11 protein-coding genes are annotated in these 13704 nt (G+C 51.5%); 7 read left to right on the forward strand and 4 right to left on the reverse strand.

The window, feature by feature from the left end:
* Positions 1-130: 130 nt before the first annotated feature.
* Positions 131-2371, reverse strand: coding sequence for a 1,4-alpha-glucan branching protein GlgB (glgB, locus tag ACSV5M_RS02800; RefSeq protein WP_439174029.1), 2241 nt, complete (start codon positions 2369-2371; stop codon positions 131-133).
* A 524-nt stretch (positions 2372-2895) separates the two neighbouring features.
* Here glgB and glgC point away from each other — a divergent pair.
* The 7 genes from glgC (at position 2896) to ACSV5M_RS02835 (ending at position 11490) form a co-directional block, all read left to right on the forward strand.
* The gene (glgC, locus tag ACSV5M_RS02805) at positions 2896-4167 is read left to right on the forward strand and encodes a glucose-1-phosphate adenylyltransferase (RefSeq protein ID WP_439174030.1); all 1272 of its coding nucleotides are present in this window, start codon (positions 2896-2898) and stop codon (positions 4165-4167) included.
* A complete protein-coding gene (locus ACSV5M_RS02810) occupies positions 4157-5905 on the forward strand; it encodes a glycoside hydrolase (RefSeq protein WP_439174031.1) in 1749 nt (582 codons plus the stop codon). Before glgC ends, ACSV5M_RS02810 begins: the two co-directional genes overlap by 11 nt.
* 10 nt (positions 5906-5915) lie before the next feature.
* The gene (malQ, locus tag ACSV5M_RS02815; RefSeq protein WP_439174033.1) at positions 5916-7430 is read left to right on the forward strand and encodes a 4-alpha-glucanotransferase; all 1515 of its coding nucleotides are present in this window, start codon (positions 5916-5918) and stop codon (positions 7428-7430) included.
* Positions 7431-7509: 79 nt separating this feature from the next.
* Positions 7510-7917 carry a hypothetical protein gene (locus ACSV5M_RS02820; RefSeq protein ID WP_439174034.1) on the forward strand — a complete coding sequence of 136 codons (408 nt, stop codon included), beginning with the start codon at positions 7510-7512 and terminating at the stop codon, positions 7915-7917.
* A 139-nt stretch (positions 7918-8056) separates the two neighbouring features.
* A complete protein-coding gene (locus ACSV5M_RS02825) occupies positions 8057-9226 on the forward strand; it encodes a helix-turn-helix domain-containing protein (protein WP_439174035.1) in 1170 nt (389 codons plus the stop codon).
* Between the two features lie 205 nt (positions 9227-9431).
* Positions 9432-9830: a hypothetical protein gene (locus ACSV5M_RS02830; protein ID WP_439174036.1), complete on the forward strand. Its 399-nt coding sequence runs from the start codon at positions 9432-9434 to the stop codon at positions 9828-9830.
* Positions 9831-9858: 28 nt separating this feature from the next.
* Positions 9859-11490 (forward strand): family 43 glycosylhydrolase, encoded by a 1632-nt coding sequence (locus ACSV5M_RS02835; protein ID WP_439174037.1) that lies wholly within the window; start codon positions 9859-9861, stop codon positions 11488-11490.
* A 72-nt stretch (positions 11491-11562) separates the two neighbouring features.
* On the opposite strand, the gene ACSV5M_RS02840 is transcribed toward ACSV5M_RS02835, so the two are convergent.
* From ACSV5M_RS02840 to ACSV5M_RS02850, 3 genes are all read right to left on the reverse strand, one after another.
* Entirely contained in the window at positions 11563-11808 is a 246-nt protein-coding gene (locus ACSV5M_RS02840; RefSeq protein ID WP_439174038.1) for a Rho termination factor N-terminal domain-containing protein, read from the reverse strand.
* Positions 11809-11841: 33 nt separating this feature from the next.
* A complete protein-coding gene (locus tag ACSV5M_RS02845) occupies positions 11842-12723 on the reverse strand; it encodes an SDR family oxidoreductase (protein WP_439174039.1) in 882 nt (293 codons plus the stop codon).
* A 185-nt stretch (positions 12724-12908) separates the two neighbouring features.
* Entirely contained in the window at positions 12909-13676 is a 768-nt protein-coding gene (locus ACSV5M_RS02850) for a TIGR04290 family methyltransferase (RefSeq protein ID WP_439174041.1), read from the reverse strand.
* Between the last annotated feature and the right edge of the window lie 28 nt (positions 13677-13704).

Consider the following 13704-nt stretch of genomic DNA (forward strand, 5'->3'; position numbering starts at 1 on the left):
AATGCGAGTTTGGCGTTAGGCCTGTTGTTTCGAAACCTTCAAGTCAGGGACGACTTGAAGGAGCTACAGGGATGTATGTATGCGTTTTCGAAACAACAGGCCTAATGACAAACGGATTCGAAGCACAAATTCAAGACTCGACTCTCAACACCAACGCCCCCAACGGCGGCAACCTAATCTCAATCGACTGCTGCTGCCCCATCCACGGCACCGGCGACGAATAAATCGGGCTACCATTCCCCATATTACTCCCCGCATAAAACTCAGAATCCGAATTCATCAACTCGCGATATCCACCCGCCACCGGCACACCAATACGATAATGTTCCCGCGGCGTCGGCGTAAAATTGAGCACCACAACCGTCATCTCATCGCCACCCTTGCGAATATAACTGATAACCGATTGCTCACTATCATGGCAATCAATCCACTCGAAACCATCGTGTTGAAAACTGCGTTCATAAAGCGATGGCGACGCGGTGTAAAGGTGATTAAGATCCTTCACCAGGTTCAGCAAACCCTGATGGAAGTGCCCATCCTGTAAATGCCAATCCAGTTGTTTCCAGTGAGCCCACTCGCTCCACTGGCCGAACTCGCTGCCCATAAATAATAATTTGCTACCGGGGTAGGTGTACATGTAGGTGTAGAGCAAGCGCAGGTTTGCAAATTTCTGCCAATTATCACCGGGCATTTTATTGATCATGCTGCCTTTGCCGTGTACCACTTCATCGTGGGAAAACGGTAGCAAAAAGTTTTCGGTGAAGGCATACATCATGCCGAAGGTTAATTGGTCGTGGTGGTATTTGCGGAAGATCGGATCTTTGGACATATACTCCAGCGTGTCGTGCATCCAGCCCATGTTCCATTTCATAGAGAAGCCCAGGCCGCCCACCCAGGTAGGACGAGTGACCTGCGGCCAGGCAGTGGATTCCTCGGCAATCACAATGGCGCCGGGGTGCTGGCCATGGCAGAGCACGTTGAGCTCGCTTAAGAAGCTCATGGCTTCCAGGTTTTCGTTACCGCCGTATTTGTTGGGAATCCACTCGCCGTCTTTGCGTGAATAATCCAGGTGCAACATCGCCGCCACTGCATCCACGCGCAGGCCATCGATATGAAATTCTTTCAACCAATAGAGCGCGTTGGCCAATAAAAAATTGCGCACTTCATTGCGGCTGAAGTTGTAAATCAAGGTGCCCCAATCCGGGTGTTCGCCCATGCGGGGATCGGCGTGTTCATAAAGTGCGGTGCCATCAAACTGGGCGAGGGCGTGGCCATCTTTCGGAAAGTGTGCCGGCACCCAATCGAGGATCAGGCCAAGGCCATGGCGATGCAGGTGATCGACAAAATAGCGGAAGTCATCCGGTGTGCCGAATCGGCTGGTGGGCGCGTAGTAGCCGGTGGTCTGGTAGCCCCAGGAATCATCCAGCGGGTGTTCGGTCAGTGGCAGTACTTCGATATGAGTAAAGCCCAGCGGTTTGACGTATTCCACTAACTGATGGGCCAGGTCGCGATAGTTAAGGAACTCGCCATTGGCACCGCGGCGCCATGAACCCAGGTGAACTTCGTAGACCGAGAGCGGTGCGTGTTGCCAGTTCCATTGCGCGCGTTGTTCCAGCCATTGACTGTCCTGCCATTGGTGTTGTGAGGGCGGCGTGACGATGGAGGAGGTTTTGGGGCGGTGTTCAAACATCTGCCCGTAGGGGTCAGTCTTCAAAAAGACTTTGCCTGAGGCGCGATTGCGTATTTCAAACTTGTACAGGTCGCCGCCGCTGAGCCCCGGAATAAACAATTCCCAGATGCCGCTGCCGCCGCGCACTCGCATGGGATGCTGGCGACCGTCCCATGCATTGAAATCACCCACCACGCTGACACGCTCGGCGTTGGGTGCCCAGGTTGCAAACAAAACCCCGCTGACGCCATCAACCTGGTGCAGGTGCGCACCGAGCTTGTTGTAGATGCTCCAATTTTGACCTTCGCCGAACAGGTGTAAATCAAAATCGCTCACTTGTGGTGCAAAGCTGTAGGGATCGTACTCCCGATGCAGTTGATCGTACCTGTCGCGCCATTCCACCTCGTAATGTGCATCTATGTTGGTTGCCGCACCGTACCATTCAAAAAAATCAGTACCCTCAACACGGCTCATGGCGACTGGTTTACCCTGAACAACCAAACTTGCCGCGCGGGCGCCGGGCAGGAAGCAGCGCACGCAGGTGTCGAGCGCGGTAGGATCATCGGTTTCATGACGGGCGGGATGGATCGCCCCGTGTTTGCCAAGGACTTCAAAAGGATCGTGGTGCCGGGCGTTGATAATGCGTAACATCGCATCGGAAATTGCGTCGGAAATAGGATGTCCTTGTTGCAAATTCACCATTGAGGGTATTCCTGTTGTCATAAAAAATTCACTTATTAGGCGTTACTGTAACGGAATTATGTAGTTTTTGCTGAACGCATTTCTGCTTGTTTAGCGATAAGAAAATTAAATCATGCGACAGCATCCCCTGTAAAAGCAGAAGAGCTCATGAGACGTTGATAAAAACTCATGAGGCGTTGATGAAAAAGTTACACAGGATGCCTATCAGTTTTGTTACACCGATTGGAGCGCCAATATTTTCATCTTAAGGTGGCTGTAGCAGGTTCGGTGCCATTCTTGTGGCTACACTGGTTATTCCACCGTTCGGGATCTAACGTAACGCATGTTTAAAAAGCCGCTTGATGTAAATCAAGCGGGTGGTTTATTACCGGGTTTAGAATGAATTTCAGCCTTGGCACCGATATTGCTCCACACAATTTAATGATGTGGTGCCGCAACAGAATCTTTTTGGGTCTTATCAGGTTCTATTGGTCAGTTGGAATCTTTGAAAGAAAAATTTTCGATTCAACAGTAAGGGAGTTTTAATGGCTATTCACCAGACATCTGGCCGTTTTGTTAGTCGCCTCACGCGCGAAACCCTGGCAATTATTCTCGCCGGCGGGCGTGGATCTCGATTGCATCAATTGACCAACTGGCGTGCGAAGCCCGCCGTACATTTCGGCGGCAAGTTCCGCATCATTGATTTCCCGTTATCCAATTGTGTTAACTCCGGCATTCGCCGCATCAGTGTATTAACACAATATAAATCCCACTCTCTTGATCGTCACATCCAGCGCGGCTGGGGTTTTCTTGGTGGTGAACTGGGTGAGTTTGTTGAGCTGTTGCCGGCGCAACAGCGCCTGGAAACATCCTGGTATGCAGGCACCGCCGATGCGGTGTTGCAAAACCTGGATATTATCCGCCGCCACAATCCTGAATATGTGTTGATCCTCGCGGGCGATCATGTTTACAAGATGGACTACGGTACTATGCTCGCGGCTCATGTTGAGCGTGGTGCTGATATAACTGTGGGTTGTATTGAAGTGCCCCTGGAGATGGCGACCGCGTTCGGCGTGATGGATGTGGATGCCGATCTCAAGATTACCCGCTTTACGGAAAAGCCACCCAAACCGGAATCCATTCCCGGTCGCCCGAATCATGCGTTGGCATCGATGGGAATTTATGTGTTCAGCACCAAGGTGCTGTTCCGCGAATTGTTGCGCGATCAGGATTTGCCGGGCTCGTCCCACGACTTCGGTAAAGACATTATTCCCTCGCTGATTCACTCTCACCGGGTGATGGCGTTTCCGTTTCGCGACCCGGTCAGCGGCGGTGAAGCCTACTGGCGCGATGTGGGCACCGTGGATGCCTTGTGGGAAGCCAACCTGGAATTAACCAGCGTCAGCCCCGAGCTGGATCTGTACGACGAAGCCTGGCCGATCTGGACGTACCAGGAGCAGGTACCGCCTGCCAAGTTTGTGTTTGATGATGATGGCCGCCGCGGCTTTGCAGTGGACTCCATGATCGCCAGCGGCTGTATTGTGTCCGGCTCGACGGTACGCCATTCACAATTGTTTCCCCGCGTGCGCGTGCATTCCTACTGTGAGATTACCGACTCGGTGTTGTTCCCGAATGTTGAAGTCGGGCGCAACTGTAAAATTCGCAAAGCCTTGATTGATCGCTACTGCAAAATTCCAGATGGCACGGTCATTGGTTATAACGAAGAAGATGACCGCAGGCGCTTCCACGTTTCACCAAAAGGCGTTGTGCTGGTAACACCGGAAATGCTGGACGAGGATTTCCCGCATGTCAGTTAAAGGTGATGCAGCCAAACGCAAAATGAAAGTTGTCTTTTGTTGGCACATGCACCAGCCTGACTACCGTGACCTTGTGACCGGCGAATATTATTTTCCCTGGACCTATTTGCACGCGATCAAGGATTACGTGGATATGGTGGCGCATCTGGAACGGTATCCGGAGGCACACGCGGTATTTAATTTCGCACCGATTCTGCTGGAGCAACTGGAAGACTATGCTCACCAGATCGACGCGTGCCTGATGCGTGGCAAGCCGATCAAGGATGCCTTGTTAAATGCCTTGGTCGCCGAGAAATTACCGGCGGCAGGCACGCCCGGTTTTGCGGAGCTGACCCATAAATGTTTGCGCTCCAACCGTGAGCGCATCATCAACCGTTTTCCCGCTTACGCTGAGCTTGCCGACGCGGTCGCCATGTTTGAAGAAAAGCCGGGCAACCTGCGTTACGTGAATGAACAATTTCTGGTGGATTTACTGGTGTGGTACCACCTGGGCTGGATGGGAGAGACGGTACGTCGCACCGACTCGCGTGTGAAGCGACTGCAAGAGAAAGAGGGCAGTTACACCCTGGATGACCGGCGGGAATTATTGCGCATTATTGGCGAGCAATTGAGTTCGCTGGGGCCGCGTTATCGCCAGTTGGCGCAGCGCGGGCAAATTGAAATTTCCATGAGCCCCTATGCGCACCCGATTGTGCCTTTGCTGCTGGATTTAAAAAGTGCACGGCAAGCCATGCCCGATGTGGCGCTGCCCCATGCGAGCAAATATCCCGGCGGTGACGAACGCGCCCGCTGGCATATGACCCACGGCTTGCAAACCTTTGAACGCTTTTTCGGTTTCCGCCCGCGCGGTTGCTGGGCATCTGAAGGTTCGTTGAGCGATGCAACCTTTCACCTGCTGGACGATTTTAATTTTGATTGGGCCGCCACCGGAGACTCTGTGTTACACAACAGCCTGGGGCATGAAACCAATCACCATGCCGCCAAGGTGTTACACGAGCAAAATGGCGGCGCGGTGCATCGTGTTTATCAATTCAATAATGCGTCCACCTGCTGTTTCTTTCGCGATGACGGCCTCTCCGATTTGATCGGTTTCAAGTACGCCACCTGGCATGCGGACCATGCGGTGGATGATCTGATCAAGCACATGGAAAATATTGCGCAGAGCAGTGAATTTTCTAACGATGCCGTGATCTCCATCATTATGGATGGTGAAAATGCCTGGGAATATTTTCCTGAAAATGCCTACTATTTTCTCGATGCCTTGTACGCACGCCTGAGTAAGCATCCTGCGCTGGAATTATCCACCTACAGCCGCGTGCTGGATGAACAAAAACCTGCACCGGTGGCTCTGGCGCATATGGTTGCCGGCAGTTGGGTGTATGGCACCTTTTCGACCTGGATCGGTGATCGGGATAAAAATCGCGGCTGGGATATGTTGTGTGAAGCCAAACAACAAGTGGACAAGGTGCTAGCCAAAGATGTCCTGTCGCCAGAGCAGGTTGCACAGGTAGAAAAACAACTCGCGCTGTGCGAAGGCTCTGATTGGTTTTGGTGGTTTGGGGATTACAACCCGGCCGAAAGCGTCAGCGATTTTGAATATTTGTATCGCCGCCATTTAATTAATTTATACGCATTGATCGATCAGCCAGCCCCGGACTATCTCTGTCAAACCATCAGTAAAGGCAGTGGTTCACCGGCAGCGGGCGGCGTGATGCGTCAAGGACACGCCGAGGCGTAAGGGTAAAAGAGTGACTGAAAACGGAAAGGCATCTACAGGTTCTGCATTATTTGCCAATCGCTGTGCCGGTGTGTTGTTACATCCCACGTCGTTACCATCAACTAGCGGATTTGCGTCCGGCGATCTGGGAAAAGAGGCGTACCATTTTGTTAATTTTTTAGCGGATGCCGGTTTCTCTATCTGGCAGATGCTGCCGACGGGGCCGACCCACGGCGATTTATCACCTTATCAATCGCTGTCGGCGCATGCGGGTAATCCGGAGTTGATCAGCCTGGAAGCTTTGGTTGAACGCGGTTGGATGTCGCCGAACGACCCCGCACTCCACAGCAAGGAGCGCCGTGAACGGCAGGTGGGACGCCAGCGCGCGGCGCAGGGCTTCTTTGCGGCGGCACAAGAGAATACGCATTTACAACACCAGTACGACAGCTTTTGCAAAGACCACAAAGCCTGGCTGGATGACTTCGCGTTATTTCTGTCATTGCGCGAACATTTTCAGCGCAAGCCTTGGAATGAGTGGCCCCTGGAATTTATACGGCGCGACGCCGCTGCGTTGGAGAAAGCGCGCGAAGACTTTGCTGAAGAGATTCGCGTTTATTGTTTTGAACAATTTGTGTTTTTCCAGCAGTGGCATGATCTGCGCCAGTACGCGCGTAAAAAGAATATTTATTTCTTTGGCGACATGCCGATCTTTGTTGCCCACGACAGTGCCGATGTCTGGGCCGAGCAACATAATTTTCGTCTGGATGACGAAGGTAACCCATTAACCGTGGCCGGTGTGCCGCCGGATTATTTTTCCGAGTTCGGCCAGCATTGGGGTAATCCCCATTACGACTGGGAGCGTATGGAAGCTGACGGTTTCCAGTGGTGGCTGGCACGCCTGCGCTCGCAATTGAATTTATTCGATCTGATCCGTGTGGATCATTTCCGTGGCTTCGAAGCCTTTTGGGAAATTCCAGGTAAGGTGAAGGACGCACGGCAGGGACGTTGGGTTAAAGCACCAGGGAAAGCGTTATTGGCAGCTTGTTTCAAGGAATATCACAGCCTGCCGTTGGTAGCGGAAAACCTTGGCGTTATTACCGATGAAGTTGAACAGTTGCGTCAGGATTTTTCATTGCCGGGGATGTTGGTATTGCAGTTTGGATTTGACGGCAACGCTGAAAATCCACATCTACCGCATCGCCACAGTTTGCTCGACGTGATTTATACCGGTACCCACGATAACGACACCACCGTGGGTTGGTATGAATCCCTGAACCAGACAGCGCGTCAGCAAATTGATGAGTATTTTTTTCACGCACAGGACACCATGCCCTGGCTGTTAATCAAAGCGGCTTTTGCTTCGGTCTCGCGAATGGCCATTGTGCCTATGCAGGATTTACTGGAGTTATCCAGCGAGCATCGCATGAACATGCCGGGGACGACAGATAAAAATTGGACATGGCGTTTCAGTTGGGAGCAGGTACCGGAGAATCTTGCCGTGAAGGTACACAAGCTCCTGGCTTTATATGGTCGTTTGGCCAGGTAATGTGATGACTTCGCGTCGGTTGTCAGCCGAACAGACTCACCACCGACTATATACATTCATTAACTAACGGGACGGCATTATGGAACACAGATGCAGCGAACGCGTAACAACAGACTTGAAAGTGTTGATCTACAAATTGGGTGTACCGGTCGCTATCGGGCGTTTGAAAAACGGCAGTAAATTGGGCTTCTTTGTAGAAACTGATTTTGCCGATATTAATGTCCTGCAACCGCTGGATATTGAAGTCTTGCTGCAGCAGGGGCCGCACAACCCCGAGCGCTATAAATACACGACACGCGTAATTCGCAAGGCAGACGCGGGTTTGGGGCTCGAGCTGGAACACATGAGTGTTGAGGCAGCACAGGCACTGGACAAGCTGCTGCGTTCACCGCAGGCGCGTCAACAGCCGAAGCCGGCACTGCGCCCGGTGGCCGATGCGGCGCAAGTAGCCGCAAAGCTGTCCAGGAAAGTGGCCCAAGCCAACTAGTATTTTCCTGTCTACGCCAGTGTGAAACCCTTGTGCATCAAGGGTTTCAGCTGCGCCCTCGCACCCCGCATCGATAACCCACCTGAATTCCTTTACTATGGCGCCTGTGAATTGTGGCCAGGTTACAGGCAATACATAAATGCAGGATTTTTATAATAAAGCGTTGATCGGTTTTATCGGTCTGATTCTGGTGAGCTGCCTGGTCGGCTATCTGTGTGTGGACAACACCTTCCTCAAGATCTCATTGCTCCCGGTCACCAAGAGCGACCTCCCGTGGCGCACGGAGAAGAATACCGATGCACATCAAGGTGGGCAGTCGGCCCTGACTATTATCGACGACCGTTTCAGTCTGAATTTTGATATCACCATGTCACGCGCAGCTACTTATCCTTATGCCGCCTTCACCCTGGTTTTCGGCGAGGATACGAGCAACCCGGACCTGGTGGATTTATCCCGGTTCGATACGCTTTCCTTCAATGTGAAATGCTCCATCCCCAACACGCTCAGTTTTTCCATGTTGACCTTTGATGAAAAAGTATCCAACAAGAATGACTTCCTGAGCTATCGCGCTCCATCAACCTTCTTTTCCTGCGACGAGGATTGGCACTATGTCGAGCTGGACCTGACCCGACTGGAGACCGCGCAGTGGTGGTTCGACATGTTTAATGTTGACCTGTCCAGAAAAGCCTACGAACTCGACAAAGTGTCCAAGCTCAGTTTTGGCAGCAGTCCGCAAAGTCCCTTTGCCGTGAAGTCGAATGTCCATTTGAGTGAGATAGCCCTGGTCGGCCATAACTGGATGTACCTGTACGTGCTGGGTGGCTTTTTGATCATTGTGTGGGGCGGCTATGCTTTCTGGTTTTTCAGGCAGCATACAGCGGCCCTGGTAGACGACTTACGCAGTAAATTTCAACGGGACCGTCCTTTGGTAGCCTATCAGCAGCTTTCGGTGGAAACCCACAGAGACAAAGATCGCAGTGCAATCCTGCATTTTATGGCGACGCAATACGCGAACCCGGATGTAAGCCTGGACACCATGACCTCATCCATCGGCGTCAGTCGCACCAAGATCAATGACATCCTGAAATCTGAATTGGGTTTTACCTTTACCGGCTATCTCAACAAACTGCGCCTGACGGAAGCTGCCCGCTTGCTCAAGGAAGGGGAGGATGCCAACGTCGCTGAAATTGCCTATTCCGTTGGTTACAAGAACGTGTCTTACTTCAATAAATTATTCAAGGAAGAATACGGTTGCCCACCCAAAGCGTTCAAAGTGCTGTGCGAAAAGACGGCGACCCCGGATGCCTGAGCCGGTGACTTTAACTTTAATGAAAAAAACTTCAATTATTTGCAAATTGATACATTTTTTCCCGCAATAGATATCGACCCATCCTCTTTTCCACGCACACTTCTTGCGGAGCTTTACTGTGCGAAGCTCTGCTTATGAGAAGCCCCACTAAGAGAAGCCCCGCTACGGGAACACAATAATAGACATACTGATCGATGGAGAATCTATGCAAACCGTCCAGGACATGGTGAATAACCATATGCTCAAATCCTTTTTCCAGGTGGACCTGCTGGAGTGTACGGCGAAGAAAGTGACCTTCGGCCTAACACCCCAGGATGCGCTGGTTAACAAAGAGCTCCAGGGCATGTTTGGTTGCGTGTTTGACTGCGCGGCACGGTCGGTCGGTTATGCCAGTATCGGCCAGTGTGTCTTGTCCGAATGTGAGATGACCATGCACGCCGAACCTTCATCGCCAGAACTGTTTGTCAGAGCCCGCATTGGTACGGCGCACGCCTGGCATGCGATGTATTACTCCGAGATCTACAGCTTGAAAGGCCGGCGGAAAATCCTGGTGGCGGAGTCCCAGGGAACGCTGTCGAAAACTACTGCGATAAATCTTTCTTGATTCATTAGCGTGTCTGGATTTTTTACTTATGTCGGATGTAACACGTCGAAATTTATTTAAAGCCTGTTTGGCGGGCGCTGCGGTATCCCCTTTAACGCTTCTGGCCAAAACCCCAACAAAACCCGCAGTTAAATGCAATCTTGCAACGATGCAATGGAACACCGGCATAGAAGGGCAACGCAAAGCCGATCTGGGTGATGGGACTTTCCTCAATCCTATTATTGCGGGTGATCATCCTGATCCCACCATCCTGAAAGATGGCCCGGACTATTACATGACATTTTCGTCATTTAATTCCTATCCGGGCATTGTGCTATGGCATTCAACCGATCTGGTGAATTGGGCACCCATCGGCGCGGCTTTGCAACGCAATATCGGCACCGTGTGGGCGCTGGATCTGTGTAAACACAACGACCGTTATTACATATATATTCCCGCGCTCACAGACGGTAAACCCTGGTCCATTTATGCGATATGGGCGGATGATATCAACGGGCCCTGGAGTGATCCGATTGACCTCAAGATTGACGGCTGCATTGATCCCGGTCACATGGTAGGTGAAGACGGCAAGCGTTATTTATTTGTAAACGGCATCCGCAAAATTCGCCTGACCGACGACGGACTGGCCACCGATGGTGAACTCGAACACGCCTATGATCCCTGGCGTTACCCTGACCACTGGATTGTAGAAAATTTTGCCCCGGAAGGCCCAAAGTTATTGCGCCGGGGTGAGTGGTTTTACCTGGTCACTGCCGTTGGCGGTACTGCCGGCCCGGTAACAGGCCATATGGTTATTGCGGCGCGTTCACGCTCAATCCATGGTCCCTGGGAACATTGTCCACACAATCCCCTGGTGCGCACTTTATCCGATGATGAACCCTGGTGGTCAAAAGGTCATGCCACATTGATTGAAGGTCCAGCGGGTGATTGGTGGATGGTATATCACGGTTATGAAAACGGTTTTCGCACCTTGGGGCGGCAGGCCTTACTGGAGCCGATTGAGTGGACAGAAGATGGTTGGTTTCGCGCGACGGGCGGCGATTTATCAAAGCCGATGCGCAAATCGCGCCAAGGCAAAGCCGGCCCGCATAGCGCAGCTTTGTCCGATGATTTTTCAAACAATAAATTCGGCTTACAGTGGAATTTCCACAACCCCGGTACGGATGAAATGGCGCGGGTAGCATATGGGGAGAACCGCCTTGAATTGAGTGCAAAAGGAACTTCGCCAGTGGACAGCGCGCCATTGACCTGTGGCGTGGTGGATCGCGCTTATCAGGTGGAAATAGGGTTGACGCTAATCGGCGATGCCGAAGCCGGTCTGTTATTGTTTTATAATCACAAAGCGTTTGTCGGCATGGGTTTTACGCCAGAAGCCCTAAAAAGTTTTCAATACGCTGAAGAACAAGCCTGGGCACGTATCCCGCTAAAAACACGCAGCCTGCGAATGCGCATTACCAATGACCACCAGGTGATAACCTATGAATATTCGCAAGATGCGGGCCGCACCTGGACACGTCATCCAACGCGGATGGAAGTCTCTGGTTTGAATCACAATGTCTTCGGCGGGTTTTTGAGTTTGAGGGCAGGGATCTACTGTGCTGGAAAGGGTAAGGTGCAGTTGCAAGATTTTCGCTACCGCGCGTTAGTAAGCACCGTATAAATTTCTGCCGTACAAACACAATTATAAACGCGGTAGATCGTGGTTTGAACCAGATCTACCGCTTGGCCGACATCAATATTCTGACAAGGCGTCAATCAAATCCTGTTTGCTCATCTTCCCCGCATTTTCAATGCCGAACTCCATGGCCTTTTGATCCAGGTCGTAGCGCGACCACTTTTCATAGCGTGAGTATTTGTGATGATGTCGGGGTGATGCAGGGTCCGCGTTGGTGGAAAACTTTTTGCGGTACATGCGTTGCATACGCTGTGATTTATAGTTGTCAGTATCATCAAGATAATTTTGATAATGAGCAGCCATTTACATTCTCCTGATTTATTATCATGTTGATCATTAAAGCTGACGCCGGCCACCGGTTACGCCGTAAATTTCTCCGGTGATATAACTTGCGTCTTCCGACGCAAGAAATACATAGATCGGAGCCAATTCCGCCGGCTGGGCCGGGCGCTCAAACAGCGTATTGGAACCGAAAGTTTTGACTTTTTCTTCTGGCATGGTGGAGGGAATCAAGGGTGTCCACACTGGCCCCGGTGCGACGGCGTTTACGCGGATACCTTTCTTGATCGCTTCCTCCGCCAACGACAGCGTAAAGTTGGCAATCGCTGCTTTAGTTGCTGCATAAGGCGCGAGTTGCGCACTGGGAGAAAATGCCTGGATGGAGGTGGTGTTGATGATCGATCCACCGGGAGACATAAATTTCAGTGCATAGCGCGAAAAGAAAAAGAAGGATTCGATATTGGTGCGAAAGGTGTAATCAATGTCGTCGTCGGGAATATCTTCGATGGAAGAGTAGGTTTTTTGGAATGCTGCATTGTTGATTAAGATATCCAGACGACCGAAGCGTTCAAGGCAGTCGTCTATCACGCGTTCGCAGGCGGCGCGATCCGCTTGGTTCATCTTGATCGACATCACCTCTACGCCGCATTCCCGCACCAATTGTTCAGTTTCCCGTGCGTCTCTTTCTTCTTCCAGATAAGTAAATACTACATGAGCGCCTTCGCGTGCATAGGCCACCGCAATGGCACGACCTATGCCACTGTCGCCACCTGTAATAATGGCGACAGCACCGTTCAGTTTTTTATTGCCATGGTAGCTTTGTTCACCGTGGTCTGCCGGTGGGTCCATCTCCCGTTCAGTGCCAGGAATGGACTGTGGCTCGACCGGAAAATTGGGAGTGGGGTATTTAGTGCGGGGATCAATAAAGACGCTATTCATAGGTGACTCCATAAGATAGGGCATTGCATATTGAACGTTGTAAACCTTGCAATGTTATTTTCGCTCTTACAGTATTTGGCATGGGTTGCAACGATTTAATCCCAAGTTTTTTGTTATTCTGATTACAGCAAAAACCGGTCCATTGTCTTCAGGATGTCTCGCCTTCATTGTCGGATTACGCTGCGCTAATCCGACCTACGGGTTTGGGTGAAGGCGGTGAGTTCGGCTTGGGCGAAAGAGGAGGGTTCGCCTATGGCTTCGCAGAGATATATCTCGTGCCCCAGCTTCTTGATATTGCCAAACCCGGCGGCGCGTAACATGGCTTCAATGGCGGCGTGATTGGGTGCCCACCAATTGGTTGGGTCATTTTCGATACGGTGTTCGATAAATGCCATCTTTGGCCAGCCGGGGTGGGTCATGACTTCCCGCTGGGGCAGGGTGTAATTTTGTTCCGCGGGAAAAACCTCTTCGCCGGGCATGGTCATGGTTTGAAAAACCATCTTGCCTTTGCAACGCTGACGAATAATGTCCAGTGCTAATAACGGGTGGCGCAGGTGATACAGCACGCCCATAAACCACACCAGATCATATTGTTGGTTATCGTGGATCAGATCATAAACCGTGCTCTGGCGAAACGTAATTTGCTCACGGTAACCCAGCGTATCCGCTGCCCAGGATGCCTGCTGTAAATAATGCTCATCGATGTCGATGGCGGTGACCCGGGCACCGCGTTTGGCTAATTCAAAGCTGTAATAGCCAGCGTTGCAACCGATATCCAGTGCGCTGACTCCTTGCAGATCATCGGGCAACGACGTTGCAATTTCCTGCCACTTATAACGTGGGAAATCGCCCAGGAAATGATTCGGCGCCGTTTGCGTACCATCGGGTAGATGCAAATTATGAAACCAGGGTTGCAACGCTTCGACTTGAGCGACAATGGCAGCTTCGGGCATAGGATTTCTCCTCCGGATTAGCAACGGG

The sequence above is a fragment of the Cellvibrio sp. ARAG 10.3 genome, from assembly GCF_051846955.1.
GTDB lineage: Bacteria > Pseudomonadota > Gammaproteobacteria > Pseudomonadales > Cellvibrionaceae > Cellvibrio.

Excerpts from the sequence above, each read along its gene's own strand:
- glgB (WP_439174029.1), bottom strand. The coding sequence starts at position 2,371 with ATGGTGAATTTGCAACAAGGACATCCTATTTCCGACGCAATTTCCGAT.
- glgC (WP_439174030.1), top strand. The coding sequence starts at position 2,896 with ATGGCTATTCACCAGACATCTGGCCGTTTTGTTAGTCGCCTCACGCGC.
- ACSV5M_RS02810 (WP_439174031.1), top strand. The coding sequence starts at position 4,157 with ATGTCAGTTAAAGGTGATGCAGCCAAACGCAAAATGAAAGTTGTCTTT.
- ACSV5M_RS02820 (WP_439174034.1), top strand. The coding sequence starts at position 7,510 with ATGGAACACAGATGCAGCGAACGCGTAACAACAGACTTGAAAGTGTTG.
- ACSV5M_RS02825 (WP_439174035.1), top strand. The coding sequence starts at position 8,057 with ATGCAGGATTTTTATAATAAAGCGTTGATCGGTTTTATCGGTCTGATT.
- ACSV5M_RS02830 (WP_439174036.1), top strand. The coding sequence starts at position 9,432 with ATGCAAACCGTCCAGGACATGGTGAATAACCATATGCTCAAATCCTTT.
- ACSV5M_RS02835 (WP_439174037.1), top strand. The coding sequence starts at position 9,859 with ATGTCGGATGTAACACGTCGAAATTTATTTAAAGCCTGTTTGGCGGGC.
- ACSV5M_RS02840 (WP_439174038.1), bottom strand. The coding sequence starts at position 11,808 with ATGGCTGCTCATTATCAAAATTATCTTGATGATACTGACAACTATAAA.
- ACSV5M_RS02845 (WP_439174039.1), bottom strand. The coding sequence starts at position 12,723 with ATGAATAGCGTCTTTATTGATCCCCGCACTAAATACCCCACTCCCAAT.
- ACSV5M_RS02850 (WP_439174041.1), bottom strand. The coding sequence starts at position 13,676 with ATGCCCGAAGCTGCCATTGTCGCTCAAGTCGAAGCGTTGCAACCCTGG.